This is a genomic window from Tabrizicola sp. BL-A-41-H6 (genome assembly GCF_050632395.1).
Classification (GTDB): domain Bacteria; phylum Pseudomonadota; class Alphaproteobacteria; order Rhodobacterales; family Rhodobacteraceae; genus JAUYQR01.
Window position 1 is genome coordinate 3,796,902 of the sequence record NZ_CP192600.1, and the last position, 26,855, is coordinate 3,823,756.

Consider the following 26,855-nt stretch of genomic DNA (forward strand, 5'->3'; position numbering starts at 1 on the left):
CTTGGGCTGCGACCTATGTTGCCTGCGACTCAGCCGGGGGCTGCATCAACCTCGGCCAGAGTAGCGGCAAAGCGAACCAGCGGGACGTGCAAACCCTGCGACAGCAGCGCCCGATGCACCTCGGGCCGCGCGCCGATCAGGAACAGTTGCCCGCCCCGGCGCTGCGCCTTTTGCGCCAGCCGTTCAAAGCTGCGCGCGCCGGAACTGTCGACCAGCGGCACATCGGTCAGGTCGATCACCACGGTGCGCGGGGCATCAGCGATGCGGTCCAGCACGGCCTGCAACTGCGCCGCCGCGCCAAAGAAATAGGGGCCCTGGAGCCGCCACACCACCCGATCCGGGCTGGTGTGCAGTGCCGGATCATAGGCTTCCTCCGGCTCTACCGGGCGCACGCTCGCCGCCTCCGACATGCGCCGGATGAAGACAAGGCCACCCAGCGCGAAACCCACGATGATGCCTTCGGTCAGGTCACGGAACACGACCAGAAGGAAGGTCACGATCACCACCATCGCGTCGCCGCGAGACGACCGGATCAGCGCCCACATCTCGTCCTTTTCGGCCATGCCCCATGCCACCACGGCCAGCACGCCCGCCAGCGCGGCCAGCGGCACGAACCCCGCCAAGGGTGCCGCCACCACCAGAAACACCAACAGGAACACCGCGTGCAGCATCCCCGACACCGGCCCCCGGCTGCCCGCGCGCACGTTGGTTGCCGTGCGGGCGATGGTGCCGGTGACGCAAAACCCGCCGAAAAGCGCCGACCCGATGTTCGCCGCGCCTTGCGCCACCAGTTCCGCGTTCGACCGATGGCGCGCGCCACTCATTCCGTCGGCCACCACCGCCGACAACAGCGATTCAATCGCACCAAGCAGGGCAAAACTCGCGGCCCAAGGCAGCGCAGCCCAGACCCCAGCGGCATCAAGCCCCGGCAGGGCCGGCATCGGCAGGCGGTTTGGCAAGGCCCCGAACCGGCTGGCAATCGTGTCCACCGGCAGCCCCGCCGCCCAGACCAGAACCGACGCCACCGCCACCGCGATCAGCATCCCCGGCCAATGCGGCCTGACCCGCCGCAGGCCAAGGATCACCCCCGCCGTCAGCACGGCCACCGCCAGCGCGGCCCAAGTGACCGTGCCGCGAGCCGCCCACAGCGCCTGAACCTTGGCGACAATCTCGCCCGGTTCCGGCCCGGCCAGCGACAGCCCGAAGATTTCGCGCAACTGGCTGGCAAAGATGATCACGGCGATCCCGGCGGTAAAGCCAACCGTCACCGGATAGGGGATGTAGCGGATATAGGTGCCCAGCCGCAGCCCGCCCGCCGCGATCAGCAGCACCCCGGACAGGAAGGTGGCAAGGATCAGCCCATCCAGCCCGGTCGCCAGCACGCAGGCCGACACCAGCACGATGAACGCCCCTGCCGGTCCGCCCACCTGAAACCGCGACCCGCCCAACGCCGATACCAGAAAGCCGCCGACAATCGCCGTGTAAAGCCCGCGCTCAGGCCCGACCCCGCTGGCAATTGCAATTGCCATCGACAGGGGCAGCGCCACGATCGCCACCGTCAGCCCCGCCAGCGCATCGGCGCGCAGATCAGGCAGATGATAGCCTTCGCGCCAGACCGTCAGCAGCTTTGGCGTGAATTCAGTGGCAGTTGGGATGGGACGGCTTGTTTCGGTCATGGTCCGACGCTAGCGCTGTTCCCAGCATCCAAACGCCCAAGCCCGAACAGTGTCAACGCCCATGACCCAACGCACATGACCCAGCGCCCCGATCCCGTCGCCCCCGCCGATGCCGAGGCCCGTGCCCTTGCCCGCACGTTGTTGCAGGCCACGCACGCCGCTCTCGCCTACACCGATGTCCAAACCGACACCCCCGGCATCAGCCGGATCGCCTTTGGCCTCGGCCCTGACGGCGCGATGCTGACGCTGATCTCGGCGCTTGCCCCACACCATGCGGGCCTTTCCGCCCACCCCGCCTGCGCCCTGATGCTGGGCGAGCCTTCGGGCAAGGGCGACCCGCTGACCCATCCGCGCCTGATGATCCGCGCCACCGCCCGCTTCATCGCGCCTGTCGCGCCCGACCGCCCCGCGATCCGCGACCATTGGCTTGGCCAGCATCCGAAGGCGAAACTCTACATCGACTTCGCCGATTTCGCCTTTGTCCGGTTCCAGCCCGTCTCAGCCCTTCTCAACGCCGGTTTCGCTCGCGCCTATCGACTGACCTCCGACGACCTGAAATGAAACAGGCGGCCCGAAAGCCGCCCGATCAACCTCAGCCCGGCAAGTCCATCCGCATCCGCACGACCACCTTGCCGCGCATCGCCTCGCCCCAGCGCAACTGCACCTCGTTGCCGCCCGCGCCCGTGCCTACCGTCGCGTTCGGCTGCACATAGCGCGGCGTGCCACCCGCGTTGGTGATCGGCCCTTCGGGCATCACCGCCTCGACCATCCGGGTGCGCCCGCCGAACGGGATGAACCCGTCCGCCCCCACGCTCCACGTATCGGCGGCGGTGTTCTGAGTATGCGTCACCACCACCGGATTCATGATCTGCTGGGTGACGTTGAAAAAGCTGTTGCCCTCCACCCGCACGTTAAACGATTTGGCGAAATCCAGCGCCGCCAGCGTGGTATCCACCATCTCGACCCGCGAGGTCGTGGCGCTGACCACCCGGAAGCTGTTCGACGCCATCGAAAAGCCGTTCAGGTAATGGCCGGGCCCATAGGGCTTGACCACCACGAAGCGAAACGCCGTCGTGACGTTCGAGGCGATGAAAATGTTGCCCACCACGTTCAGCCCGCCGAAGGAAAACTCGCCGTTCCATTCCGGGGCGGCGTCATGTTCGTTGCCCCACTCGATGAAACAGTTGTCGACATAGTTGCCCGACACCACCGTCGACACGTTGGTCTGCGTGAAGATCAGCCCCGCCCGGCGCACCCCCACCGCCTCGTCATCGCCCTGGAAGAAGTGGTTGTCGAACACCATGTGTCCGCTGCCGTTCATCACCGCGAAATGCGCGAACCGAACTACGCGGTTGTTGCGGATCTTGGTGTCGTTGGCGTTCACATTGACCGCGATCGAGGTGCGGGTCTGCGCCGGCAGCGCGCTTTCGTTCGATAGGAACTGGCACATGTCGATGAACATGCCCTGACAGCCGGTGCCGGTCGAACTGATCCCACGGTCCAGCGGCCGGTTGAGCGTGTTTGCCATGAACCGGAATGTGATCCCCGTGACCGGAAGAAGCACGCAGGAACACAGGCCCAGCGCGTTGAACTCCACATCCTCGATCTCGAACCGCGACAGAAGGTCGAAGCCGCCGAAATCCAGCATGTATTTGAACCGCTTGAAGGTGTATGTCCGGGTGCCTGCCGCGCCCCACAGGGGCTGGCTCAACTCCACCGTCCCGGCACCGACGTTCTTCGCCTTCACATAGACCTCGCGCCCGACGCCGGTGCCTTCGACCAGCGCGCCGACGGGAATATTGGCCACGTTTGCCACGCCGGTCAGCGTCACCGGCGAGGCCGGCGCATAGGTCGCAACCGAGGTGAGGGTATCGGTGGCCCATGCCGGCCCTGCCACCGCATTCAGCGCGCCATTGCGCAGCACCCGGCGTGAGGTAAAGCTGGTCAGCCCCGCAATCGTCGCCACGTCCAAGGGCCCGGTCAGGTCAACCCGGCGCCCCGACAGATCCAGCGTGTTGTGGTCGTTGAAGTAGAACAGCGCCTGCAACGCGCGCCGGAACCCCTCCAGCTCCGACCCGAAGGCCGAGGCGTAGGTGTCGAGGTCATAGTTCCGCGTTAGCGTCAGGCGACGGTTCGCCGGCATCGACAGCGTGCCTTCAAAGCGAATGCGGTTGGTGATCGCCACATCGCTGTTCAGCCTGAACACTCCCTCCGGCACCAGAATGGCGCGACCGTCCGCGGCTGCGTCAGCCGCCAGAAAGGCCGCCGTGTCATTCGTGGTGCCGTTGCCCAGCGCGCCGTAGTCGCGCACGTCGACCCAATCCATCATCTTGCGAAGGAACACTTCTGTCGCATCTTCGACCACCAGATCGTCGATCCGCACGACGCCGCCGTTGGCCCCGGTCAGATCAATGCCGAAATGCCCGTAAACCGGCACCGACCCCCAGGCCAGATCCACGCCCTGCCGCGCAGCCGGGGCGATGATTGCCGACACCGTCACCACCTGCCCATAGCTGGTCAGCGCCACCGAAGGCCCGGCCTGCGGTGCCGCGGTCACGTTGACGCCCGCCACATCCCCGGCCCAGGCCGCGATCCTGACCGACGGCAGGTTGCCCGACACCGCCTTCACCCGCGCCGTCACCCGCAGGTAAAGCCCCGGCTGCATCGGCGTCTGCGCAAAGGACCGCACCTTCTGCACCGCGTCGACCTTCTGCAATTCCAGACAGCCCGCGAAATCCTGATCGTTGGTCACCAGTGCCGCGTTGGCCTGCCCCTGATACGACCCCGATCCCGGCGTGCCGTCGCCGCGCGACCACAGGTTGAGGCCTGCCGAAAACGGTGGCGGCATCAGGACCAGCCCGTCGGTGATTGCCTTGTTCATCTGAAATTCCCTCGCCTCGCTTGCGCCATGCCACGGGCAGCGCGAACACGAAGGGATTGCCCAAGGTCCGCACGCCATGCGGCAAAGGGGTAGCAAGACGGGCTTAACCAGACCTCAGGTCACCGCGCGCCACCTGATAGCAGCGCGCAACACCCGCGCCGCGCGCGCGCCCACTTAGTGGGGAAAAGGGGGGCTGGCTTAGGCCCCCACATCCGGCGCGCGCAGCAATTGCACGCCGTTGATCTGCCAGCCTTCGGGCGTTTCGATCATCTGGTAGTCCAGAAGATGCGTCTTACCCGCCTCGTCGGTGATCATCACCCGCTGCCACAGGTTGCCCGCAACCTCGCGCAGTTCCAGCATCGTCACCGCCGAGGGGCGATGCACCATCGGATAGCCCTCGCTGACCATCGCGCCGAAATTCTCCGGCGTGCCGAACAGCGCCTTGATGTTGGGGCTGGCAAAGGTGAAGGCCGTGGCGAAATCGTCCACCTGAAAGGCGTTCAGCTGGTTCTGGATGGTGTCCTGGATCGGCTTTTCCTGCGCCGCAGCGGGCAGAGCGAAAAGCATCCCTGTCAAAAGTGCAAAAAGACCAATGCGCATTGGCGTGGCTCCCCGTCCATACGTCCCCGCAAAGGACAGTAGGCCGGGCTGACGCCACGTCAAAGTTTTCTGCCCGCTTACCCCACCAGCGCGCCCGAAAGCCCCTTGTCGATCAGCGCAATGCTTTCCTCGACGCCATAAAGCGCCACGAAACCGCCAAACCTCGGCCCGTCGCTGGCCCCCAGAAGCACCTCGTAAAGCGCCTTGAACCAGTCGCGCAAAGGCTCGAACCCGTGCGCCTTGCCCACCGCAAAGACCATCGACTGCAAGGCTTCGTCGTCCAGCCCGCCGTCCCACGCCGCCAGCCGCGCGCGCAGGTCTTCCATCGCCGCCCGCTCCTGATCGGTCGGCAGGCGGAACACCCTCGTCGGTGCGATCCGGTCGGTGAAATACCGCACCGCATAGCCCGCCGCCGCGTCCAGATCCGGGTTTCCCTCCGGCGAGGCGTTGGGCGCATAGCGCTGGATGAACTTCCAGAGCGTCGCCCCATCCCGCGCGCCCGACACCGAGGCCAGGTTCAGCAGCATCCCGAACGACACCACCATGTGGCTTTCCGGGGGCTTGCCGCCATGAATGTGCCAGACCGGGTTGTTGACCTGCCCGTCCACATCCTGCGTCGGATAGGCGCGCAGCTGTTGGTGATACTCGTCCACCGCCCGCGGGATCACATCGAAATGCATCCGCTTTGCCGTCTTCGGCTTCTGGTACATGAAATACGACAGGCTTTCCGTCGCCGCATAGGTCAGCCACTCGTCGATCGTCAGGCCATTGCCCTTCGACTTCGAAATCTTCTGCCCCTGATCGTCGAGGAAAAGCTCATAGGTCATGTGGTTCGGCTTGCGGCCCCCCAGAACCTCGCAAATCCCGTCATAGATCGGCGTGTTGGTGGAATGGTCCTTGCCGTACATCTCGAAGTCCACGTCCAGCGCCGCCCAGCGCGCGCCGAAATCCGGCTTCCACTGCAACTTCACGTTCCCGCCCGTCACCGGCAGCGTCCACTCGCGGCCCGTCTCGTCGTCGAAGGTGATCGTACCATCCTTGGCGTTCACCTCCTTCATCGGCACATACAGAACCCGCCCCGTCTCCGGGTGGATCGGCAGGAAGCAGGAATAGGTCTGCTGCCGCTCCTCGCGCAAACTTGCCAGCATGATCGCCATGATCGCGTCATAGCGTTCCGCGCACAGCCGCAACGTCGCATCGAACCGCCCCGACTTGTAGAACTCGGTCGCGGAAATGAACTCGTATTCAAACCCGAACGTATCCAGAAACCGCCGCAGCATCGCGTTGTTGTGCGCCCCGAAGCTTTCATACTCGCCGTAAGGATCGGGCACGCTGGTCAGCGGCTTTTGCATGTGCTGGCGCAGCATGTCCTGCTGCGGCACATTTTCCGGAACCTTGCGCATCCCGTCGACATCGTCGGAAAAGCAGATCAGCCGCGTCGGAATGTCGCTGATCACCTCGAAGGCGCGGCGGATCATCGTGGTCCGCGCCACCTCGCCAAAGGTGCCGATATGCGGCAGGCCAGACGGTCCATATCCCGTCTCAAAGAGCACATAGCCCTTTTCCGGCGCCTTTTTCTCATACCGTTTCATCAGCGCGCGCGCTTCCTCAAAAGGCCAGGCCTTCGACTTCATCGCCGCATCGCGCAAAGCTGACATCGCATCGTCCCTCAGGGGCCCCTTGCCCCGCACAAGGCCTGTCCTGTATTGCCCGACCCAAGCCGCGTCAACAATCTCTGCCGCAAAAGGATTTTACCCATGTCCGAAACGTCGCCCATGTCTCCGCAAGATGCCCTTGTCGCCGTCATGGTGGCCTGTTCCGCCTCGGACGAGAACATGCGCACGGCCGAGCTTGTGGCGATCACCCGCATGGTCAACCACATGCCCGCCTTCGCCACCTACGACCCTGACCGCATCCGCCGCGTCAGCCGCATCGTCTTTGACCTCTTCGAGGAGGAAGACGGTCTCGACGCCCTCTTCGGCCTGATCCGCGAAGCCCTCCCCGAGCGCCTTTACGAGACCGCCTACGCGCTGGCCTGCGATGTCGTCACCGCAGACGGTCGCCACTCACAGGTGGAACTGCGGATGCTGGAAGAGGTGCGCGAGGAATTGAAGATCGACCGCCTGCACGCCGCCGCGATCGAATGGGGCGCAAGGGTGCGGCACATGGTGGTCTAAGGGGCGCTACCCTGACAGTGGCGCAGCCTAACCCTACCGCCAGGCCGCCGCCCAGCGGTTCACCAACTGCCCCTGCAAGGTCCGCGCCCGCTTGGTCCAAGCCTTGCCGCCCTCCGGCTCCTCCCTCAGCGCGACCGGCACCGCATCGCGCCGCTCCGGGTCGCCGGTAAAGATAGCGAAGATCATCTCGCGCCCACCCGGCGGCGAAATGTGCCCCGCCAGCCCGGACACAAAGTTCAGCGTGCCCGATTTCGCCAGCACCTTCACTGCGTGGCCTTCGATCACCCGGCCCTTGTCGTCCTTCATCCCAACGTCCCGCAGCAACGGCTTCAGCCCCATTCCATCCCGATGCGCCTGCCCCAGGATGCTGACCATGCCGCCCGCCGTGATCCGCGACGCACCGCCCAGCCCCGAATGGTCGGCCAGGCTTACCGTCACGCCGAACCGCTCGCGGACCCAGGCATCCATTGCCCGCGCCGACGCCGCCAGCGACTGCTGCCCCGAGGCGGTCAGGCCCACACACTCCGCCGTCAGGTTGGTCGAAAACTTCAGCATCTCGCGCAGCACCTCGGTCAGCGGCTCGCTTTCCACCCGTCCCACCTCGCGCCCGTCTGGCTTGGTGCCCAGCGGCTCGGGCGCGTCCAGCGCGATCCCCTGTGCGCGCGCCAAGGTGCGGAACACCTCTGCCGTGTAGCGCCCGGGGTCACGCACCGGCAGCCAGCGACTGCCCCCCTTGCCCAAGGCGGCAGAGGCGACCGTCCACTCCTCCACCCGGCCATTGCCATAGGTGAACAGCGGCGCGTCCCGCCCGACGATCCCCACCCGCACCATCGCCACCGCCGGCATGAACCGCTCGCCCCGCGCATCGACGGCCACCTGCCAGTCGCTGCCCGCACGCTTCCATTCGAAATGCACCCGGTTGAAGTTCAGGTTCAGCCCGGAAATTGCGGCGTTGTAGCCCACATGGTCGGGCTGGTCGGACGCGATGCCGTAGGTCCGCGGCAATGCCCCGTCCCAATACAGAAACCGCCCCGTCGCGCCCTTGATCCCCGCCGCCGCCAGCCGCGCGGCCAGATCGCCCAACTGGTCGGTCTGCAAGGTCGGGTCGCCGCCACCGGACAGCACGATATCACCCTGCACCTTGCCGCCCGACACCGGCCCCGTCGCCAGCACCCGCGTGGCAAAGCGGAACCCCGGCCCCAGCCGGTCCAACGCAAACAGCGAGGTGACTGTCTTTGCCACGCTCGCCGGCGGCAACGGCAGGTCCGGCTCGCGCGCCTCCAGCACCTCACCGGTCGCGGCATCGGCCAGCACGAAGGCGACCGCCCCACCCAGCTTGGCCGCCGCGATCAGCGGCGCGCTGTCCACCGGCCCCTTCGCGGATGGCACCGGCGCAGCCACAGCCCCGCGCGCCCGTGGCCGGGGCGAACGGTCGATGACCTCGGCAAAGGCGGGCAGTGCCACCCCGGCCAACAGCCCCGCCAACAGTCCCCGCCGCGTGATCAAGTCCCTGCCTCCCGCAAAACCCGGTCAGTGTCGGCCAACCGCGCCGATTCCACCAGACGCCCGTCCCTCACGTCAGCGCGACCGGGCGCGCTACTTGCGCCACTTGCCCTTGGCGCGGATCGCGCTGGACGATGCCGCGTTCAACGGCAGGTTCACGAAACACCAGACCGGCGGCTTGCGGTTGCCCAACCCCTCGCCGCGCGACACCTGATGCACCTTGAACGCCCGCGCCGCCACGCTCAGCCGTGCCGCAACCCCGGCCCCCGGCCGCGCCAGCACGCCCACCGGAACGCTGCGAAGGATATCGCGCCAGCGGCCCCACTTGTGGAACTGCACCAGATTGTCCGCCCCCATCAGCCAGACGAAATGCACCCCCGGATAGATCGCGCGCAGCCGGTCAATGGTATCGGCGGTGGTCCGCGTGCCCAGCACCTCTTCCAGCCCGGTCACCACCACCCTTGGGTCGTGCATCACCGCCCGCGCCCGCGCCAGCCGGTCGGCCATCGGCGCAGGCTGTCGCGCCTTCAGCGGATTGCCCGGCGTCACCAGCCACCAGACCCGGTCCAGCGCGATGCGCTTCAACGCCTCGCGGGTGATGTGCGCGTGCCCTTCATGCGCGGGGTCGAACGACCCGCCCAGAAGGCCCACGACCATCCCCTTGGTGGCAACTGGAAAACCCTGCTTCATTCCCGCATCGCTAGCGCACTTCGCTGCCCGCCGGAAACGCAAATCTGCAGGCACCGCGCAATTCAGGGCCACAGCGAAATCCCACCGCGCGGATTGCCCTTTTCGGCCCGTTCGCCTATCTGACAGCCAAACCCGAAACGCGCGGAGATACCCTCATGGCCAGCTACCAGTATGTCTACCACATGGAAGGTGTGTCCAAGACCTATCCGGGCGGCAAGAAATGCTTTGAAAACATCCACCTGAACTTCCTGCCCGGCGTCAAGATCGGCGTCGTGGGCGTCAACGGCTCGGGTAAATCCACGCTGCTGCGGATCATGGCCGGCATCGACACCGATTTCAAAGGCGAGGCCTGGGCCGCCAAGGGGGCCAAGGTCGGCTATCTGGCGCAGGAACCCTACCTCGACCCAAAGCTGACGGCGAAAGAGAACGTCATGCTCGGCGTTGCCAAGGAAACCGCGATCCTTGAACGCTACAACGAACTGGCGATGAACTACTCGGACGAAACCGCCGACGAGATGGCCAAGCTGCAAGATCAGATCGACGCCGAAAACCTGTGGGAACTTGAAGCCACCGTCGGCGTCGCGATGGACGCGCTGCGCTGCCCGCCCGATGATGCCGATGTCGAAACCCTGTCGGGCGGTGAACGCCGCCGCGTGGCGCTGTGCAAGCTGCTCTTGGAAAAGCCCGACATGCTCTTGTTGGACGAACCGACCAACCACCTTGACGCCGAATCCATCGCCTGGCTGCAAAAGCACCTGATCAACTACAAGGGCACGATCCTGATCGTGACCCACGACCGCTACTTCCTTGACGACATCACTTCGTGGATCCTCGAACTCGACCGTGGTCGTGGCATCCCCTACGAGGGCAACTATTCCGCATGGCTGGAACAGAAGGCCAAGCGGATGCAGCAGGAAGCGCGCGAGGACAAATCCAAGCAGAAGGTGCTTGAGAAGGAACTCGAATGGATTCGCGCCGGTGCCAAGGCCCGTCAGGCGAAATCCAAGGCCCGTATCTCCAAGTACAACGAGATGGCCAGCCAGACCGTGCGCGAACGCGCCTCCGTCAGCCAGATCATCATTCCGAACGGCGAACGCCTTGGCAACAAGGTGATCGAGGTTGTCGGCCTGAAGAAGCACATGGGCGACAAGCTTCTGATCGAAGATTTGACCTTCACCGTCCCGCCGGGCGCCATCGTCGGCGTCATTGGCCCGAACGGTGCCGGCAAATCCACCCTCTTCCGCATGATCACCGGTCAGGAACAACCCGACGAAGGCACCATCACCCTCGGTGACACGGTGCAGCTGTCCTACGTCGACCAGTCACGCGACGCTTTGGACCCGAACAAGACCGCGTGGGAGGAAATCTCCGGCGGGTCCGAAGTCATCCACCTTGGCGATCTCGAGATGAACTCCCGCGTCTACGCCGGTGCGTTCAACTTCAAGGGCACTGACCAGCAGAAAAAGGTCGGCCTCCTGTCGGGCGGCGAACGCAACCGCGTGCACATGGCGAAACTGCTTCGGTCTGGTGGCAACGTCCTTCTCCTCGACGAACCGACCAACGACCTTGACGTGGAAACGCTGCAGGCGCTGGAAGCCGCCATCGAAGATTTCGCCGGCTGCGCGATCATCATCAGCCACGACCGCTTCTTCCTCGACCGGCTTTGCACGCACATCCTCGCCTTCGAAGGCGACGCGCATGTGGAATGGTTCGAGGGCAACTTCGAGGCCTACGAACAGGACAAGGTCCGCCGCCTCGGCCCGGAATCGATCGAACCGAAGCGCGTGAAATACAAGCGTTTCTCGCGCTGATCCTGATCAGGATGCCCGGCACCGCCTGCCGGGCATCCTGCGTTTGAGGGAACCTAACTGCCCGCTTGCACGTTGTCCTGACACCAGCGCCGATCCGGCGCGCTTGAAAGGCGACCCATGTCCCTCGGCACGATCCTTCTTGTCATCCTCATCCTTGCCCTCGTCGGCGTGCTGCCCACCTGGGGCCATTCCCGGTCGTGGGGCTATGGCCCGTCGGGCGGCCTTGGTCTGGTTGTGGTCATCCTGCTGATCCTTGTGCTGACCGGCCGTATCTGAGCCCCCGCGCCGACGGCCTTGATGATCCACGTCAACGCGGTCGGCGCGAATCTGTGCCAAGTTTCAGGCTTTCAACGCAATCGGAGGGTCAGCCATGACCGATCAGAACGCCAAGAACGAATCCGAACCGCGCAAGAAACGCACCTGGACCGAAGAGATCGAGGTGGCGGGCGATCAGCTTCTTGCCGCAGTCAAACGCCTCGCCGCCGAGGGGCAGGTCAAGCGCATCCGCATCACCGAACCGGACGGAGATCTGATCGTCGAACTGCCGCTGACGATCGGTGCCATTGCGGGTGGCGCGGTGGTTCTTGCAGCGCCCCTTCTGGCCGTCATCGGTGCGCTTGCGGCCTTTGTCACCAAGGTCAAGATCGAGGTGATCCGCAGCGGCACCAACGACAAGACCTCGGCCTGAATTCCCGGTGCGCGTCGTCATGGCGCGCGCCAGCCTCAGCCCAGCATCGCCAGAACCTCATCGGCCAGCGCCGCCACCTCGCCCGCGCCCGGCCCGCGTTCTTCCACAACCGACGTGCCTTCGCCCAGACTGCGCGCAAAGGCGACCCGCGATCCCAGCTTTGCCCCGGCCACCGTGCCGACCAGCCCGGCCGCCGACGCCACCTCCAGCCCCAGCCGCGACCCTGCCTTGATCCGGTTCAACACGATCAGCGCCTTGCGACCTTCGCGTTCAACCAGATCCAGCACCCCGTCGGTGGCCCATAGGTCCACCATCGATTCCGCCACCGGCACCAGCACCAGATCCGCCTCGCGCAGTGCGGGCCGCAGATCGGCATCCACCTTCGGCGGGGTGTCCACGATCACCACATCAACCAGCTTGCGCAGCTTTTCACATTCATACCCCACGCCCCAGGCCGAAGCGGTGGAAAGTTCCATCCCCGCTTCGCCCAAACGCTCGCGCCGCGCCAGAAACCAGCGGCCAAGGCTGCCCTGCGGGTCGGTGTCCAGCACCGCGACCTTCATCCCCCTGCGCAGGAACTCCACCGCCAGATTGACCGCCAGCGTGGTTTTCCCCGCCCCGCCCTTCTGCTGTGCGACCGTGATGACCGTGCCCATGACGAATCTCCTTGCTGCGCTGCAGCATATACCATCTTGCACCCGCAGCACAGCCGCCCGCCAATACGTCGGCGCCGAAACGCAGGTGTCTTGATTTTTGCGCCCGATGTGGCAACTTTTCCGACGCGACGTTAACTTTTCGACCACTGTCTCCGACCATCGGCCACAGCAATCGACCACAAGCTGACGGGGCCGGGCCGCCGCACTCCCGCGGGCGGCAACAGACAGGGAGCATCACGATGGCCAAAGGCACCGTGAAATGGTTCAATGAAACAAAGGGTTACGGGTTCATCGCACCCGAAGGCGGGTCGAAGGACGTCTTCGTCCACATCACCGCACTGGAACGCGCGGGCCTGCGCGGGCTGAAGGACGGTCAGGCCGTCACCTTCGACATCGAGGCTGGCCGCGACGGGCGCGAGTCGGCAACGAATCTCGCCTTGGCGTGACCGCGCGGCGCGACCTCAGGACAGGTGCATCACCGGCCGGTCGCGCAAAACGTGGTCAAATCCGAAGCGCATGGATTCGTGCGACACCGGGGACGGCAGGCACACTGCCGTTCTGCGGCCCATCGGAAAGGCAGGCGTGTCGAACTCGGCGCTTATCAGCATGACACGCATCCGCGCCTCGCTGGCGATCAGCGTGGCAACCGCCCGCTCGCCCGCGGCGATCCCGCCAAACCCGTCGCAATCCATGACGAACAGGTCATAGCCCATCGGATCGTCGATGATGTTGCTTATTGCGGCAAAGAAATCGGTCTCGCACTCCACCTGACTGCCAAACCGGGCCAGGCTGCGCGCCGTCGCACTTTCGGCATCGGCAGACAACAGCATGACACGCACACCGAAGGCACGAGAGGCAACGAGACGCTGATGAATGCTTGTTACAATCCGCACGTGATCTGACTCCACCTGTACGGTGACGGAGTACCTCTCGATTGCGGTGAGCATTCGCCCGAAATAAGAAAATCTACAGAAGAATCCGAATGATTTGTGGCACATTCGGGGTAACGTCGACAATGATCCGACACAGTTCAAGTCTCTGGTTGAGCAATTCCGTCACCACTCGCCTTGGGTGCAACACCACTCTACCGAACCCGTTCCCGATCCCTGTTCCCCACAGAACATCTTGCCCGATTCGCTGCCTGGAGGAGACGCCATGAACACACATTCCAACCTCACCGCGCAGGCAGAGCGAATCGATCTCGCCGCGGCGTTCCGCTGGACGGCCCGGCTGAACATGCACGAAGCGGTCGCCAACCATTTTTCCCTCGCGATCAACCCTGCCGGCACCCGTTTCCTCATCAACCCGAACGGACGGCATTTCTCGCGCATCACTGCCTCGTCGCTGGTCGAGATTGACGCCGACGATCCAGACACACTCAACCGCCCCGATGCGCCCGACCCCACCGCCTGGGGCCTGCACGGCGCCATCCACCGCGCCTGCCCGCACGCCCGCTGCGCGATGCATGTCCATTCGATCCACGCCACCGTGCTGGCCAGCCTCGCCGACTCGCGCCTTCCAGCGATCGACCAGAACACCGCGATGTTCCACAATCGCCACGTCGTCGATGACCATTTCGGCGGCATGGCGTTTGAGGCGGAAGGCGCGCGCTGCGCCACCCTGCTGGCAAACCCCGCAATCACCACGCTCGTCATGGGCAATCACGGCGTCCTGATCGTCGGGCGCACCGTCGCCGAAACCTTCAACCGCCTCTACTACTTCGAACGCGCCGCCGAGACCTACATCCGCGCCCTGCAAACCGGACGCCCCCTGCGCGTCCTGCCCGAAGATATCGCCGAGAAAACCGCCCGCGAATGGGAAACCTACCCCGGCTTCGCCGACGCCCACCTGTCGGAAATCAGGTCGATCCTTGACCGCGACGATCCGACCTACGCCAGCTAGACGAACCGGCGCGGCACGCGCTCATCCCAGACGCGGGCAAACACCTCTGTCTCGCCCTCCCATGCCGTGAGCCGCGCCTCCATCCGCAGCGCATCGGCGCTGCCCGACATCGCCGTTTCCGACCGCGTCCGCACCGACCAATCGCCGCGCGACAGGCGCTGTTCCCAGACGATCTCCACCTTCGCCGACAGGGGATCATCTGGCAGTATCTGCCACCGTTCCTCATAGCCCTCGCCAAAGCGCAAGCCGTGGCTCAGGTCCTCGAAATCCCCGGTATCGTCGCGAACCACCACCCAGTGCCGCCCGTCCGCATCCACTCGCGTTTCGCGTGACGCTACCCCTTCGCGCAGCACCCGGTGCGGCGACGCTGGCGACGGCTCCGGCGCGGGCGGCACCCACTCCTCCGTGCCTCCGCGATGCACCGGCAGATCCAACTCTCCGCCCGTAACCATCAGCCGCCCCGCCTCCGGCGACGGCCACAGGAACGGCCAGTAGGTGTTTGACAGCGCCAGCCGCACCCGATGCCCCGCCGCCACCCGGTAGGCCATCTGGTCCAGCGTAACCTCCACCGTCATCGCCTCGCATGGCACCACCGGGCGCGGCGCGTCCGCGCCGCCCCGGTTGCACAGGTTCAGCATCCCATGTGCGATCCGCACCGAAGCCCCATCAGGCGCCACATCGCACAGCCGCGCCACCACAAACCCCAAAGGCTTGTCCGACGCCACCGTCAGCCGCACCCGCGCCGCCCCGATCAGCTCCAGCGGTGCCTCCAGCACCGGCCCGTCGAAACAGACCGACAGCGCGTCGTCCGCGGCCTGATCCCCCGCCATCTCGCCGTTCAGCCCGGTCGGGAAATACTCCCCCGCCGCCGCGCCAAGGTGCTGCGGCGTGGCGATCACCGTCCGCACGCCGCCCGCATCGCCAAGACCCTGCCCCAATGGCAACACCACCCGGTCCGCCTGCCACCCCTCCGGCAGGGCCAGCCACCGCCCCGGCCGGAACGCGGCACTGGCGTCCGGCACCGCCGCATCCAGCATGTAAACGCGTGTTGGCGCCTCTGCCTCCACCCCGTTAGGCACACCCTTCAACCAGCGATCCCACCAGCGCAGCGCCTCGGTCAGAAACCCGATCTGCGGTCCCGGCACCGCCATGTGCGGGTAAAGATGCACCCAAGGTCCGACGATCCCCTTCACCGGCCCCACCGCATTTTCGACCAGCGCCCCCACCATGTTCATGTAGCCATCCGCCCAGCCGCCAACGGCCAGCACCGGCACGGTCATCTTCCCCCAATCCTCACAGACCGACCCATGCCGCCAGTAATCCCCCCGCGCCTGCTCCGCCGCCCAGCGCGGCGCAAGCCACGGGTTCCCGTCCAGCCGCAGCAACCAATCCTCGCGCCAATCCAGCCTCAGCAACGGGTCCGCGGGACGCGAAGAATAAGACAGCATCACCGACGCCCAGCCGAAGTTTTCCCCCAAAAGACATCCGCCCTTGAAATGGATGTCCTCGCCGAACCGATCCACCGTGCCGCACACCGCGATCACCGCCTCCAGCGCGGGCGGCTGCAACGCCGCCACCTGCAACGCATTGAACGCGCCCCAGCTTTTACCCATCATCCCCACCGTGCCGCTGCACCACGGCTGCGCCGCCGCCCATTCGATCACCGCGCAGGCATCGGCCCATTCCTCGGCCGTATACTCATCGGTCAACAAACCCTCACTGTCGCCCGCCCCGCGCAGATCGACCCGCAGGCAGGCATAGCCCCGCGCCGCAAACCACGGATGGATCGCCGCGTCCCGCGCCGCCGTGCCATCGCGCTTGCGGTAGGGGATCATCTCCAGAATCGCCGGCACCGGGTCCACACCGGCATCCTGGGGCAGCCACAGCCGCGCCGACAGCCGCACCCCATCCGGCATCACGATCCCTTGGTCGGGAATCTCGCTTACAGCCCGCATGGCGCTCTCCCCAAATGCCGGTTATGACCGGGCACCGTCGCTGCAAGGCCAGACGAGGGTCCGATCTGCCGCCAGCTTACCCGGCACGTCGCCACAGGAAAGGCCGCCCATGACCACGCCTCCGAATATCCTCATCGTGATGGTCGACCAGTTGAACGGCACCCTCTTTCCCGACGGCCCTGCGCCCTTCCTGCACGCCCCGAACCTGCGCCGCCTCGCCGCCCATTCCGCGCGCTTTGCCAACGCCTACACCGCCTCGCCGCTTTGCGCCCCGGCCCGCGCCTCGTTCATGTCGGGCCAGTTGCCCAGCCGCACCCGCGTCTACGACAACGCGGCCGAGTTCGCCTCCGACATCCCCACCTACGCCCACCACCTGCGCCGCGCCGGCTATCACACCGCCCTCAGCGGCAAGATGCATTTCGTCGGCCCCGACCAGCTCCACGGCTTCGAAGAGCGCCTGACCACCGACATCTACCCCGCCGATTTCGGCTGGACGCCGGATTACCGCAAACCGGGTGAACGGATCGACTGGTGGTATCACAACCTCGGCTCCGTCACCGGCGCGGGCGTGGCCGAAATCACCAACCAGCTCGAATACGACGACGACGTGGCGCATCAGGCGATCCAAAAGCTTTACGACCTGTCGCGCGGTCAGGATACCCGCCCGTGGTGCCTGACCGTCAGCTTCACCCACCCGCACGACCCCTTCGTGGCCCGCCGCAAGTACTGGGATCTCTACGAAAACGCCCCCGAACTCGAACCGCCCGCACCCATCCCGTACGAGGCGCAAGACCCCCACTCCCAGCGCCTGATGGACGCCTGCGACTGGCGCGCCTTTGACATATCCGACGACCAGATCCGCCGCGCCCGCCAAGGCTATTTTGCCAACATCTCCTACGTCGACGACAAGATCGGCGAAATCTTCGCGGTGCTTGAGGCGACACGGCAGGAGGCCATCGTCGTCTTCCTCTCCGACCACGGCGAAATGCTGGGCGAGCGTGGCTTGTGGTTCAAGATGAACTTCTTCGAAGGCTCCGCCCGAGTGCCCCTGATGATCTCGTCACCCGACATCACCCCCGTCCGGATCGACACGCCGGTTTCCACCATCGACCTCGCCCCCACCCTCGCGGCCCTTGCCGGAATCTCGATGGCCGAGGTCATGCCCTGGACCGAAGGCGTCAACCTGATCCCGGTCGCCGCCGGCGCACCGCGCCCCGCCGTCGCAATGGAATACGCCGCCGAAGGCACCATCACCCCGATGGTGGCCCTGCGCGAAGGCGCCTGGAAATACATCCGCTGCCCCGCCGACCCCGAGCTTCTCTTCGACCTCGCAAGCGATCCGCAGGAACGCACGAACCTCGCCACCGATCCCCGCGCCGCCGAAATACTCGCGCATTTCCAGACGCTTGCCGACGCCCGCTGGAACCTTCCCGCCTACGATGCCGCCGTCCGCGAAAGCCAGGCCCGCCGCTGGGTGGTGTACGAGGCCCTGCGCAACGGCGCCTATTACCCGTGGGACCACCAGCCACTCCGTGCCGCATCGGAACGCTACATGCGCAACCACATGGACTTGAACATTCTTGAGGATTCGAAGCGCTTCCCACGGGGCGAATGAACGCCTCCCGCCCTTCCTCTGTAGCCCTTCATCTGTCCCAAAATATCCCCGCCGGAGGCTCCTGCCAGGGTCGCGGCAACGACCGCCGGCTCAGCGCGCGTCGGCCAGAACCATCTCCGCGCCCTTCCACCCCATCAGCAAGGCCGGCGCATTGGTGTTGCCCGCAATCAGGTTCGGGAAGGCAGAGGCGTCGATCACGCGCAACCCCTCCACCCCGTGCACCTTCAGCCGGGCATCGACGACGCTCGTCGCCGCATCCCCACCCATCCGGCAGGTGCAGCTTGGGTGATACACAGTCCCCGACCGGCTGCGGAAATCGTCGATCAGGGCCTCGTCCGTTACTACCTGCGGCCCCGGTCGCAGCTCTTCCTTGATCAGCCGCGCCAAGGGCGGCTGCGCCGCCAGATGCCGCAGGTATTTCACCGCCGCCAGCATCTCCTCGACGTCATGGTTGGTCGAAAACGCATTCGCCGTGATCACCGGATGCATCATCGGATCGGCTGACCGCAGCCGGATATGCCCCCGGCTTGTGGGTCTGCAATTCGACAATCCGATCGACATCCCCGACCACGGATCGGGGTCCAGGACCGGCCGCTCGCCCTCGCGCGGGATCAGCGTCGAAAACGCCTGAAAATACAGTTGCATGTTCGGTCGCGGCAGATCGGGCGAGGTGCGGAAGAACCCACCCGCATGGTTGATCGACTTCGACAGTGGCCCGCCGCGCGTCAGCACATATTGCATCCCCGCGCGCAGCTTGCCCCACCACGGGCGCAGCTCGTCATTGTAGGTCGGCACCGTCATCGCCCAGGTGTAGTTGATGCCCTGATGGTCGCTCAGGTGATCGCCGACATTGGCGTTGTCGCGCAGCACCGGTATCCCCAACCCCTGCAACAACGCCCCCGGCCCCACGCCCGACAGTTGCAACAGCTGCGGCGAGTTGATCGCGCCCCCCGCCAGAATGACCTCGGCCTTCGCGCGCAGGACGTGGGTTTCCCCGCCGCGCCGATACTCCACCCCCACGGCACGGCCAGCCTCGATCACCACGCGGGTCACCATCGCCCCGGTGACAACCCGGACATTCGCCCGCTTCATCGCCGGCCTCAGGAACGCTCGTGCTGCCGAATTGCGCCGCCCGCCCTTGATCGTCATCTGGTAGACCCCGGCGCCCTCCTGCTCGGCGCCGTTGAAATCGGCGTTCTCCGCCAACCCGGCCGACGCACAGGCCGCCAGATAATCGCTCACCAAGGGATGCAGCCCCGTCCGATTGGCCGACACGAACAACGGCCCGCCCTTGCCGCGCCAGTCATCGCCCCCGGCCTCGGTATCCTCCATCGCCTTGTAGGCCGAAAGGCACTCCTCCCAGCCCCAGCCGGGGTTGGCCGCGCCCCATTCCTCGTAATCCGCCTGATGCCCACGTATATACACCATCGCGTTGATCGAGGACGACCCGCCAAGAACCCGCCCGCGCGGCCAATGGTCCCGCGCCCCGTTCAGCCCCGCATCCGGTTCGGTCTTGTAAAGCCAGTTCACCGTCGGGTCGTAGAACAGCTTGCCGTAGCCCAAGGGCAGATGCACAAAGAACCGCCGGTCCGACCCGCCCGCTTCCAGCACCGTCACCCGGTGCTTGCCGCTTGCCGACAACCGCTCCGCCAGCACGCACCCCGCACTGCCCGCGCCCACGATGATGTAATCGGTCTCGTCCATCCGGCCCCCGCGCCTATCGCGCCACCCTAGCGCCGGCACCCTGTGCCAACCGTCCGGTTTCCGACAGAATTTGTCGCGCCTGACCCGCTGCCACCTTCCTCTTTGCCAAAATATCCCCGCCGGAGGTTCTGGTCCGAGCCGGTTGGCGCGGCGACGCGCCAGAGGCGAGACACAGCTTTGCGCCGCAGGCGCTCATTCACTCCGCAACGGTGAAACCCGGCGCGTATGTCACCGGAAAGTTCACCGACCGCGCGATGAAGCAGACCTCGTGGATGCGGTGATGGATCGCCTCCGCCACCGCCAGATCGGTCCCCGGGCGCACCGTCACCTGCGGCCGCAGCGTCGCCGACAAAAACCGCCCCGCACCGCCGCGACCGATCTCGCCCACGCCAATGGGTGCATCGGAATACCCCGTCACGACGACCCCGGCCTCGCTCGCGTAGTGCAGGTACCAAAGCATGTGACAGGCCGACAGCGCCGACAACAGCAGATCCTCGGGGTTCATCTTCGACGGATCGCCCCCCAGAAGCGGGTCGTTCGAACAGTGCACCAACGCCTTCCCCGGCACCGCAATATCCCAGGTCCGGTCATAGGCCTTGTAATGCGCCGTCCCCTCGCCCCGGTTTCCAGTCCAGACGACGCGGGTGGTGTAATCATGGTTGGGCATCGCTTACCTCCTCGTTTTCGCAGCGGGCCGGGGTGTCGCTCAGCGCCCCTTCCAGACCGGGTCGCGCTTCTCGGCAAAGGCCCGCGCTCCCTCCAACTGGTCCTCGCTGGAATAGAGCCGGTCCACCGTCGGCATCTGGCGCTTGGTGATCCGGTTCAGCGCATCCTGAAAGCGCATGTTCTCGGCCTCGCGCACCACTTCCTTGATCGCCGCATAAACCAAGGGCGGCCCGCTTTCCAAAAGCCGCGCCAGATCCCACGCCTTCCCCAGCAGATCCCCCGGCGCGCAGATCTCCTTGATCAGCCCCCAGCGAAACGCCTCCTCGGCATCAAACCAGCGCCCCGTCAGCAGCAGGTCCATCGCCACATGATAAGGGATGCGCTTCGGCAGTTTGATCGACGCCGCATCGGCGACAGTGCCCGACCGGATCTCCGGCAAGGCAAAGGTCGCAGTTGTCGAACACAGGATCAGGTCCGCCGACAGCGCCAGCTCCAGCCCCCCACCGCAGCAGATGCCCTGCACCGCCGCGATCACCGGCTTGTTCAGGTTCGGCAGCTCCTGCAATCCGCCAAAGCCGCCCACACCATAGTCGCCATCGACCGCATCGCCCTCGGCCGCGGCCTTCAAATCCCAGCCGGGGCAAAAGAACTTCTCCCCCGCCGCGCGCAGGATGCAGACGCGCAAACTATCGTCATCGCGGAAATCGCGGAACACCAGCCCCATCACCCGGCTGGTCTTCAGACTGATCGCGTTCGCCTTGGGCGCGTCCAGCGTGACCTCAAGGATCGCCCCCTCGCGCCGCGTCTTGACCGGCCCCTCGACGCGCATCTCCATCGCCATCACGCTCTCCTTACCAATGCATCGACCGCCACGGCGCCAGTTTCCCGCACCATGACAGGGTTGATCTCGATTTCCTCAAGGCCCGCATCCGCCAGCATCAGATCCCCCAGCCGCACCGCCATCGCCGCGACCGCCGCCATGTCCGCCTTCGGCCGCCCGCGATACCCGTCCAGCAGCGGCCACAGCCGTAACCCCCGCGCCGCCTCCAGCACCTGCGCCTCGGTCACCGGCAGCACCAGCGTCACCGTATCTGCCAGAACCTCAGCCGTCACCCCGCCCATGCCAAGCGTCAGCGTAACGCCGTAAACCGGGTCGCGGCGCAGGCCCAGAAGCACCTCGGCCACCGCCCCCGTCACCATCTCCTCGGCCAGATAGCCCGCAGCCCCAGGCATCTCCGCCTGCCCGTCCAGCGACGCAAGGCCAAGCCGAACCGCTCCCGCCTCGGTCTTGTGCGCAAACCCCAGCCCCTTCAAGGCATAGGGCGCGGCCAACCCCACCACGTCCAGCCCGGCAATCGTCGTCGCTACGGCCGAACGCGGCACCGCCGCCCCCGCCGCCGCCAACAGCGCCTTGCCCTCGGCCTCCGACAGCATCACCGTCTCACGCGTGGGCACCGCCGCCACCGGCCGCCACCCCGGCAGACCCGGCTCCGTCTGCGCCGCCCGGATCGCCGCCAGCGCCGTCTCCAGCCCCAAAAGCGCGCAAACCCCCTCGCGCATCATCGCCTCGACCCGCGCCTCGCCAAAGTTCTCGGCCATCGAGGCGACCGGAAGTGCGATCTTCCCCGTCGCCCTCTGCGCCGCGATGATTGCTGCAAAGGCCGGGTCATAGCTGGACGGATCACACCGGTCCGCCCGAGGCGCGTCGATGATGTAGATGCCCGCGTCATAGGCTTCCAGCATCGCTGAAAAGACCTCCGTCGTCTTCGGCCCGTCGCCCCAGATGAAGGTGTGGTAATCCAGCGGGTTGGAGATCGTCGGGATCTCCCCCAGCACCGCGAACAGCCGGTCATGCGTCGCCTGCGGGACGGGAGGGAAGTCGATCCCGACGGACGCCGCCAGATCCGCAACCAACCCCGCCTCGCCCCCCGAACAGGAGAGCGAACAGATCCGCCTGCCGATCTGCGGCCCGTGGACGTGGAAAATCTTCAGCGTCTCGATCAATTCGGACGGCGTGTTCACCTCCGCCACCCCGATCTGGCGCAGGAAGGCACTGGAAGCGGCCCCGCCTCCGGCAAGCGACGCCGTGTGCGAAGCTGCAGCCGTCCGCGACAATTCCGTCTTGCCCGACTTGATCGCCACCACACCCTTGCCCAGACCGCGCGCCTTTTCGGCCAGCGCGGCGAACGCCGGGGCATCGTCGATCCCCTCGATGTAAAGCCCGACCGCCGTCACCCGCGGATCGTCCAGCAGCGCGCCCGTTAACTCGGCCAAGCCCACCACCGCCGCGTTGCCCAGACAGGCGACATAGGCGACCGGCAAACCCCGTTGCTGCATGCCCATGTTGATCACGATGTTCGACGACTGGCTGACCAGCGCCACACCCTTTTCCACCCGAAGCCCGCCGTGCTGGTCGGGCCACAAAAGCGCGCCATCAAGGTAATTGATCACCCCGTAGCAGTTCGGCCCAAGGATCGGCATATCCCCCGCCGCCGCAACCAGCCGGTCCTGCAAGCCCGGCTCGCCAGCCTCGGTCCAGCCCGAGGCAAAGCAGATCGCCCCGCCCGCCCCCATCGCGGCCAGTTCGGCCACGACGTCCACCGTCGCAAAGCGGTTGACCCCGATGAAAGTGGCATCCGGCGGCTCCGGCAGATCGGCGAGGCTCGTATAGGCGCGCAAGCCTCCAACCTCGGCCTTCGTCGGATGCACCGGCCAGACCTGACCTGCGAAGCCCATCTTTCGGCATTGCTCGATGACGTTCAGCGCCCAACCGGCCCCCAGAACGGAGATGTGTCGCGGGCGCAGCAGACGGTCTAGGCGGCTCATGCCCGGCCTCCGGCTTTTGCACGGACCCCGGGGCTCTGCCCCGGACCCCGGGATATTTTCAGACAGATGAAATGCGAAGCGAGGTTCCCTGCCTCGGCGAACCGAAGCAGGGTTTCACCTGTCGCGGTCATCGGCGTCCCCGCCTGTACCGCCCGATCACTCTTGCAGTCCAAGGTTAACAAACCCTTTCATCTGTCCTCAAATATCCCACGGGGGTGCGGGGGTGTGAAACCCCCGCTTCCGACGGTTCAGCCCCCGACCGCCCGCAGAAGTTCGCGGCTGATGATGTGGCGCTGGATTTCCGAGGTGCCTTCCCAGATCCGCTCTACCCGGCTATCCCGCCAGATCCGCTCCAGCGGCAGTTCGTCCATCAGCCCCATCCCGCCGTGAATCTGGATCGCCTCGTCCGCGACCATCGCCAGCACCTCGGTCGCCTTCAGCTTGGCCATCGACATGTCGGCCTCGGTCACCGTGCCCTGATCGTATTTCCACGCCGCCTCGCGGGTCAGCAGTTCCGCCGCCTTCAACTCCATCGCCATGTCGGCAAGCTTGAAACTGACACCCTGAAACTTCCCGATCGCCTGCCCGAACTGCTTGCGCTCCGCCGCATATGCCACCGCAAGCGCCAGCGCCCGTTCCGCGCGCCCAAGGCATGTCGAGGCCACCTGCAACCGGGTGGCGCCCAGCCACGAGTTCGCCACCTCGAAGCCCTTGTGCACCTCGCCCAGCACGTTTGCCGCCGGCACCCGGCAATCGTCGAACTCCAGCACCGCGTTGGTATAACCGCGGTGGCTGACGTTGCGGTAGCCGTCGCGCACGGTGAACCCCGGCGTCCCCTTGTCGACGAAGAAAGCAGTGATCAGCTTCTTAGTGCCGCGCGGAGTTTCCTCCTCGCCGGACGCCATGAAGACGATCGCAAACCCCGCCAGATCGGCGTGGCTGATGAAGTGCTTGGTCCCGTTCAGCACCCAGTCGCCGCCGTCCTGCCGCGCGCTTGCCTTCATCCCGCGCAAATCCGACCCGGCGCCCGGTTCGGTCATCGCCAGACAATCCCAGGTCTCGCCCCGGATGCAGGGCATCAGATACCGCTCGCGCTGTTCCGAGTTACCGGCGAGCAAGATGTTCGACGGCCGGGCCACGCAGGTCCAGTGCAGCGCATAGTTCGCCCGGCCGAGTTCCTTTTCATAAAGCAGCCACGACAGCGTATCGAGCCCCGCACCTCCCAGTTCGACCGGCATGTTGGCGGCATAAAGCCCAGCCGCCATTGCCTTTTGCTGCACCTCGCGGATCACCTCTAGCGGCAGCACGCCCGACCGTTCCACCGCCAGTTCGTGAGGGTAAAGCTCGGTCTCGACAAACGCCCGCGTCGTCTCGACGATCATCCGCTGTTCGTCGGAAAGTCCGAAGTCCATCACACCCTCCTTTGCCCGACAAAGCGTCCAAGCCCTTCCGGCGCTGGCAAACCTTCATGCGCCGCTGCAATCGGCATCAGCCGCGCCAGAACCTCCGGCGCCGCGGCACAGGCCTTCCCCGCCTTCATGTCGACGTGCAGGCACATCTGCTCCACCGTCGCCACCACCTCATCACCGCGCCTCAGCGTGATGAAATGATGGAGCCGCTTTTCATCCGCCTTGATCACCTGCAGCGTCCCGGTCAGCCGGTCCCCGAGCTTTGCCTCGCCTAGATGCCGCACCAGACTTTCCGCCGTGTAATAGGAATGCCCGCCCGCCACATAATCCATGTCCGCCCCGATCAGCCGCAGGAAGGCATCCGCCACCTCCGACGCGCAGAACAGATACCGGCTTTCCGTCATGTGGCCGTTATAGTCGATCCACGACGGCAGCACCTGCAACTCCGCCATCTTGAGCGGCGTGCCCGCCAACTCGCCCGCATGAAACGCCTCGCGCCGCCGCTCGTCATGCTCGCGCAAGACCTTGCCGGCGCCCCAGTTGCGGTCCTTCAACGACCGCAGGAAGCCCACAAGGTTCTGGTCGCGGATACGCTCCAGCTCTCGGATCGTGTGGTGCCCCGACTGCGCGTCCGACTGCTCCGCCACCAGATCGACCAGCGCATCGTTGAACTCCGGCACGTCCATCAGCTTGGTCCAGGGCCATTTCAGCGCCGGGCCGAACTGCGCCATGAAATGCCGCATCCCCGCCTCGCCGCCCGCCACGCGGTAGGTCTCGAAAAGGCCCATCTGCCCCCAGCGCAAGCCAAAGCCCATGCGGATCGCATCGTCGATCTCGGCCGTCGTCGCCACCCCGTCGACCAGCATCCACAACGCCTCGCGCCAAACCGCTTCGAGGAACCGGTTGCCGATGAACGCATCAATCTCCTTGCGCAGAACCAGCGGGAACATCCCGATGTCCTTCATGATCTGCACGGTTCGCTCCACCACCTCGGGCGGGTTGGTGGGCGAGCCAGAGATTTCCGACAGGGGCAGCAGGTAAACCGGGTTGAACGGGTGCGCGACGATGATGTTTTCGGGCGCCGGGCTGCCTTTCTGCAAATCGCTCGCCTTGAACCCGCTGGTGGACGACCCGATCAGCACGCCGGGGTTCGATTGCTGCAACTGGGCATAGACCTTGTGCTTCAGCTCGATCCGTTCGCTGACCGACTCCTGCACATACTCCGCCCCCTCGACCGCCTCGGCCATCGTCCCGGCAAACGACAACCGCCCCTCGGCGGGCATCGGCACGTCCGACAGCGCCGGCAGCGCCGCCCGGGCGTTCGCCAAGACCTCGTTGATCTTCCGCTCCGCCTCCGGGTCGGGGTCGAACACCGCCACATCCCAACCGTTCAACAGGAACCGCGCGGTCCAACCGCCGCCGATAACCCCGCCGCCAATGATCGCCGCCTTGCGTGCCATCACGCCTCTCCCATTCCTGCCGCCCGCGCCGCAGCAACACCCGCATCCGTCAGCGCCACCCGCTCGCCCGCCCGGATCACCGCCGGGTCATATGCCTTGCGCGCGAACACCTCGCGCACCAGCGGCGCGAAATCCTCGACCTGCATCGTCGGATAGGCCGGATCGAAGCTCGATTGGTCCCAGTTCGCGCAGAACGTATCGCAGTCATCGTAATAGGCATGGCCCTTGAAGCGGTCGCGCGCATGGCGGTTTCCGCCCGTGTGATGCGCATAGTAAAGCCGCTGGAAATCGCCGTGTTTTTCCACCACCCATGTCACCTGTTCGCGCACGAAGGGCTTCAGGATCGCGGCGGCGTATTCATCGTGATTGTAGGGCGCGTAGATATCGCCGATGTCATGCAGCAGCGCCGCCACCACCCAGTCGGTATCCGCCCCCGCCCGCCATGCCCGCGTCGCCGCCTGCAAGGAATGGCCCAGCCGCGTGACCTGATATCCCGACAGGCTTTCATCCAAAGCCACCAGAGCGCCCAGCAAACGGTCCGCCGTCCCCGCCGCATAGTCGCGCTCGTGAACGTCCAGCATCGCGTAATCGCTGGCGTCGCCGTCCTTCATCGCGGTGAACTTGACCTTGTCCATG

24 protein-coding genes are annotated in these 26,855 nt (G+C 65.8%); 8 read left to right on the top strand and 16 right to left on the bottom strand.

Annotated features, from left to right (window positions below; all coding sequences use genetic code 11):
* Positions 1–29 precede the first annotated feature (29 nt).
* Positions 30–1,676 (bottom strand): SulP family inorganic anion transporter, encoded by a 1,647-nt coding sequence (locus ACROUL_RS18690; RefSeq protein WP_431300936.1) that lies wholly within the window; start codon positions 1,674–1,676, stop codon positions 30–32.
* A gap of 75 nt (positions 1,677–1,751) precedes the next feature.
* On the opposite strand from ACROUL_RS18690, the gene ACROUL_RS18695 reads away from it, so the two are divergent.
* A complete protein-coding gene (locus ACROUL_RS18695; protein WP_431300937.1) occupies positions 1,752–2,237 on the top strand; it encodes a HugZ family protein in 486 nt (161 codons plus the stop codon).
* Positions 2,238–2,268: 31 nt separating this feature from the next.
* Here ACROUL_RS18695 and ACROUL_RS18700 read toward each other — a convergent pair whose 3' ends face one another.
* The 3 genes from ACROUL_RS18700 to ACROUL_RS18710 form a co-directional block, all read right to left on the bottom strand.
* Positions 2,269–4,557 carry a right-handed parallel beta-helix repeat-containing protein gene (locus tag ACROUL_RS18700; protein WP_431300938.1) on the bottom strand — a complete coding sequence of 763 codons (2,289 nt, stop codon included), beginning with the start codon at positions 4,555–4,557 and terminating at the stop codon, positions 2,269–2,271.
* A 198-nt stretch (positions 4,558–4,755) separates the two neighbouring features.
* The gene (locus ACROUL_RS18705; protein WP_431300939.1) at positions 4,756–5,157 is read right to left on the bottom strand and encodes a DUF4864 domain-containing protein; all 402 of its coding nucleotides are present in this window, start codon (positions 5,155–5,157) and stop codon (positions 4,756–4,758) included.
* Positions 5,158–5,234: 77 nt separating this feature from the next.
* On the bottom strand, positions 5,235–6,815 hold the full coding sequence (locus tag ACROUL_RS18710; protein WP_431300940.1) for a lysine--tRNA ligase: 1,581 nt from the start codon (positions 6,813–6,815) through the stop codon (positions 5,235–5,237).
* A 99-nt stretch (positions 6,816–6,914) separates the two neighbouring features.
* On the opposite strand from ACROUL_RS18710, the gene ACROUL_RS18715 reads away from it, so the two are divergent.
* Positions 6,915–7,334, top strand: coding sequence for a tellurite resistance TerB family protein (locus ACROUL_RS18715; protein WP_431300941.1), 420 nt, complete (start codon positions 6,915–6,917; stop codon positions 7,332–7,334).
* Positions 7,335–7,367: 33 nt separating this feature from the next.
* On the opposite strand, the gene dacB is transcribed toward ACROUL_RS18715, so the two are convergent.
* Complete coding sequence (gene dacB / locus ACROUL_RS18720) at positions 7,368–8,840, bottom strand: D-alanyl-D-alanine carboxypeptidase/D-alanyl-D-alanine endopeptidase (protein ID WP_431300942.1); 1,473 nt, start codon at positions 8,838–8,840, stop codon at positions 7,368–7,370.
* Between the two features lie 90 nt (positions 8,841–8,930).
* Entirely contained in the window at positions 8,931–9,527 is a 597-nt protein-coding gene (locus ACROUL_RS18725) for a nicotinate-nucleotide adenylyltransferase (RefSeq protein ID WP_431300943.1), read from the bottom strand.
* A gap of 155 nt (positions 9,528–9,682) precedes the next feature.
* Between ACROUL_RS18725 and ettA the strand changes: the two genes are divergently transcribed.
* The 3 genes from ettA (at position 9,683) to ACROUL_RS18740 (ending at position 12,026) form a co-directional block, all read left to right on the top strand.
* Positions 9,683–11,338 carry an energy-dependent translational throttle protein EttA gene (gene ettA, locus ACROUL_RS18730; protein ID WP_431300944.1) on the top strand — a complete coding sequence of 552 codons (1,656 nt, stop codon included), beginning with the start codon at positions 9,683–9,685 and terminating at the stop codon, positions 11,336–11,338.
* A 117-nt stretch (positions 11,339–11,455) separates the two neighbouring features.
* A complete protein-coding gene (locus ACROUL_RS18735; RefSeq protein ID WP_431300945.1) occupies positions 11,456–11,614 on the top strand; it encodes a DUF3309 family protein in 159 nt (52 codons plus the stop codon).
* A 94-nt stretch (positions 11,615–11,708) separates the two neighbouring features.
* Positions 11,709–12,026 carry a DUF4342 domain-containing protein gene (locus ACROUL_RS18740; RefSeq protein WP_431300946.1) on the top strand — a complete coding sequence of 106 codons (318 nt, stop codon included), beginning with the start codon at positions 11,709–11,711 and terminating at the stop codon, positions 12,024–12,026.
* Between the two features lie 35 nt (positions 12,027–12,061).
* On the opposite strand, the gene parA is transcribed toward ACROUL_RS18740, so the two are convergent.
* Positions 12,062–12,682, bottom strand: a complete 621-nt coding sequence (gene parA, locus ACROUL_RS18745) for a ParA family partition ATPase (RefSeq protein WP_431300947.1) — start codon at positions 12,680–12,682, stop codon at positions 12,062–12,064.
* A gap of 239 nt (positions 12,683–12,921) precedes the next feature.
* Here parA and ACROUL_RS18750 point away from each other — a divergent pair, with 239 nt between their 5' ends.
* Entirely contained in the window at positions 12,922–13,128 is a 207-nt protein-coding gene (locus tag ACROUL_RS18750) for a cold-shock protein (RefSeq protein WP_431300948.1), read from the top strand.
* Between the two features lie 15 nt (positions 13,129–13,143).
* On the opposite strand, the gene ACROUL_RS18755 is transcribed toward ACROUL_RS18750, so the two are convergent.
* Positions 13,144–13,512: a hypothetical protein gene (locus ACROUL_RS18755; protein ID WP_431300949.1), complete on the bottom strand. Its 369-nt coding sequence runs from the start codon at positions 13,510–13,512 to the stop codon at positions 13,144–13,146.
* A 325-nt stretch (positions 13,513–13,837) separates the two neighbouring features.
* On the opposite strand from ACROUL_RS18755, the gene ACROUL_RS18760 reads away from it, so the two are divergent.
* Positions 13,838–14,584, top strand: coding sequence for a class II aldolase and adducin N-terminal domain-containing protein (locus ACROUL_RS18760; protein ID WP_431300950.1), 747 nt, complete (start codon positions 13,838–13,840; stop codon positions 14,582–14,584).
* On the opposite strand, the gene ACROUL_RS18765 is transcribed toward ACROUL_RS18760, so the two are convergent.
* Positions 14,581–16,539 (bottom strand): CocE/NonD family hydrolase, encoded by a 1,959-nt coding sequence (locus ACROUL_RS18765; protein WP_431300951.1) that lies wholly within the window; start codon positions 16,537–16,539, stop codon positions 14,581–14,583. The two genes, ACROUL_RS18760 and ACROUL_RS18765, sit on opposite strands and share 4 nt — an antisense overlap.
* A gap of 109 nt (positions 16,540–16,648) precedes the next feature.
* Between ACROUL_RS18765 and betC the strand changes: the two genes are divergently transcribed.
* A complete protein-coding gene (betC, locus tag ACROUL_RS18770; RefSeq protein ID WP_431300952.1) occupies positions 16,649–18,154 on the top strand; it encodes a choline-sulfatase in 1,506 nt (501 codons plus the stop codon).
* Between the two features lie 90 nt (positions 18,155–18,244).
* Here betC and ACROUL_RS18775 read toward each other — a convergent pair whose 3' ends face one another.
* The 7 genes from ACROUL_RS18775 to ACROUL_RS18805 all read right to left on the bottom strand — a co-directional run bounded on the left by ACROUL_RS18775 (position 18,245) and on the right by ACROUL_RS18805 (position 26,854).
* Positions 18,245–19,858 carry a GMC family oxidoreductase gene (locus ACROUL_RS18775; RefSeq protein ID WP_431300953.1) on the bottom strand — a complete coding sequence of 538 codons (1,614 nt, stop codon included), beginning with the start codon at positions 19,856–19,858 and terminating at the stop codon, positions 18,245–18,247.
* Positions 19,859–20,054: 196 nt separating this feature from the next.
* A complete protein-coding gene (locus ACROUL_RS18780) occupies positions 20,055–20,525 on the bottom strand; it encodes an OsmC family protein (protein WP_431300954.1) in 471 nt (156 codons plus the stop codon).
* A 39-nt stretch (positions 20,526–20,564) separates the two neighbouring features.
* A complete protein-coding gene (locus ACROUL_RS18785) occupies positions 20,565–21,359 on the bottom strand; it encodes a carnitinyl-CoA dehydratase (protein WP_431301342.1) in 795 nt (264 codons plus the stop codon).
* A 5-nt stretch (positions 21,360–21,364) separates the two neighbouring features.
* Positions 21,365–23,350, bottom strand: a complete 1,986-nt coding sequence (locus ACROUL_RS18790) for an acetate--CoA ligase family protein (protein WP_431300955.1) — start codon at positions 23,348–23,350, stop codon at positions 21,365–21,367.
* Positions 23,351–23,598: 248 nt separating this feature from the next.
* Positions 23,599–24,762, bottom strand: a complete 1,164-nt coding sequence (locus tag ACROUL_RS18795) for an acyl-CoA dehydrogenase family protein (protein ID WP_431300956.1) — start codon at positions 24,760–24,762, stop codon at positions 23,599–23,601.
* Positions 24,762–26,219, bottom strand: coding sequence for a carnitine 3-dehydrogenase (locus ACROUL_RS18800; protein ID WP_431300957.1), 1,458 nt, complete (start codon positions 26,217–26,219; stop codon positions 24,762–24,764). The genes ACROUL_RS18795 and ACROUL_RS18800 overlap by 1 nt, the downstream gene beginning before the upstream one ends.
* Positions 26,219–26,854, bottom strand: a complete 636-nt coding sequence (locus ACROUL_RS18805; RefSeq protein WP_431300958.1) for an HD domain-containing protein — start codon at positions 26,852–26,854, stop codon at positions 26,219–26,221. The genes ACROUL_RS18800 and ACROUL_RS18805 overlap by 1 nt, the downstream gene beginning before the upstream one ends.
* Position 26,855: the final 1 nt, after the last annotated feature.

What these genes read in the sequence shown, in the direction of transcription:
- ACROUL_RS18690 (WP_431300936.1), bottom strand. Translation starts at nt 1,676, where the DNA reads ATGACCGAAACAAGCCGTCCCATCCCAACTGCCACTGAATTCACGCCA.
- ACROUL_RS18695 (WP_431300937.1), top strand. Translation starts at nt 1,752, where the DNA reads ATGACCCAGCGCCCCGATCCCGTCGCCCCCGCCGATGCCGAGGCCCGT.
- ACROUL_RS18700 (WP_431300938.1), bottom strand. Translation starts at nt 4,557, where the DNA reads ATGAACAAGGCAATCACCGACGGGCTGGTCCTGATGCCGCCACCGTTT.
- ACROUL_RS18705 (WP_431300939.1), bottom strand. Translation starts at nt 5,157, where the DNA reads ATGCGCATTGGTCTTTTTGCACTTTTGACAGGGATGCTTTTCGCTCTG.
- ACROUL_RS18710 (WP_431300940.1), bottom strand. Translation starts at nt 6,815, where the DNA reads ATGTCAGCTTTGCGCGATGCGGCGATGAAGTCGAAGGCCTGGCCTTTT.
- ACROUL_RS18715 (WP_431300941.1), top strand. Translation starts at nt 6,915, where the DNA reads ATGTCCGAAACGTCGCCCATGTCTCCGCAAGATGCCCTTGTCGCCGTC.
- ACROUL_RS18725 (WP_431300943.1), bottom strand. Translation starts at nt 9,527, where the DNA reads ATGAAGCAGGGTTTTCCAGTTGCCACCAAGGGGATGGTCGTGGGCCTT.
- ettA (WP_431300944.1), top strand. Translation starts at nt 9,683, where the DNA reads ATGGCCAGCTACCAGTATGTCTACCACATGGAAGGTGTGTCCAAGACC.
- ACROUL_RS18735 (WP_431300945.1), top strand. Translation starts at nt 11,456, where the DNA reads ATGTCCCTCGGCACGATCCTTCTTGTCATCCTCATCCTTGCCCTCGTC.
- ACROUL_RS18740 (WP_431300946.1), top strand. Translation starts at nt 11,709, where the DNA reads ATGACCGATCAGAACGCCAAGAACGAATCCGAACCGCGCAAGAAACGC.
- parA (WP_431300947.1), bottom strand. Translation starts at nt 12,682, where the DNA reads ATGGGCACGGTCATCACGGTCGCACAGCAGAAGGGCGGGGCGGGGAAA.
- ACROUL_RS18750 (WP_431300948.1), top strand. Translation starts at nt 12,922, where the DNA reads ATGGCCAAAGGCACCGTGAAATGGTTCAATGAAACAAAGGGTTACGGG.
- ACROUL_RS18755 (WP_431300949.1), bottom strand. Translation starts at nt 13,512, where the DNA reads ATGCTGTTGTCTGCCGATGCCGAAAGTGCGACGGCGCGCAGCCTGGCC.
- ACROUL_RS18760 (WP_431300950.1), top strand. Translation starts at nt 13,838, where the DNA reads ATGAACACACATTCCAACCTCACCGCGCAGGCAGAGCGAATCGATCTC.
- ACROUL_RS18765 (WP_431300951.1), bottom strand. Translation starts at nt 16,539, where the DNA reads ATGCGGGCTGTAAGCGAGATTCCCGACCAAGGGATCGTGATGCCGGAT.
- betC (WP_431300952.1), top strand. Translation starts at nt 16,649, where the DNA reads ATGACCACGCCTCCGAATATCCTCATCGTGATGGTCGACCAGTTGAAC.
- ACROUL_RS18775 (WP_431300953.1), bottom strand. Translation starts at nt 19,858, where the DNA reads ATGGACGAGACCGATTACATCATCGTGGGCGCGGGCAGTGCGGGGTGC.
- ACROUL_RS18780 (WP_431300954.1), bottom strand. Translation starts at nt 20,525, where the DNA reads ATGCCCAACCATGATTACACCACCCGCGTCGTCTGGACTGGAAACCGG.
- ACROUL_RS18785 (WP_431301342.1), bottom strand. Translation starts at nt 21,359, where the DNA reads ATGGAGATGCGCGTCGAGGGGCCGGTCAAGACGCGGCGCGAGGGGGCG.
- ACROUL_RS18790 (WP_431300955.1), bottom strand. Translation starts at nt 23,350, where the DNA reads ATGAGCCGCCTAGACCGTCTGCTGCGCCCGCGACACATCTCCGTTCTG.
- ACROUL_RS18795 (WP_431300956.1), bottom strand. Translation starts at nt 24,762, where the DNA reads ATGGACTTCGGACTTTCCGACGAACAGCGGATGATCGTCGAGACGACG.
- ACROUL_RS18800 (WP_431300957.1), bottom strand. Translation starts at nt 26,219, where the DNA reads ATGGCACGCAAGGCGGCGATCATTGGCGGCGGGGTTATCGGCGGCGGT.
- ACROUL_RS18805 (WP_431300958.1), bottom strand. Translation starts at nt 26,854, where the DNA reads ATGGACAAGGTCAAGTTCACCGCGATGAAGGACGGCGACGCCAGCGAT.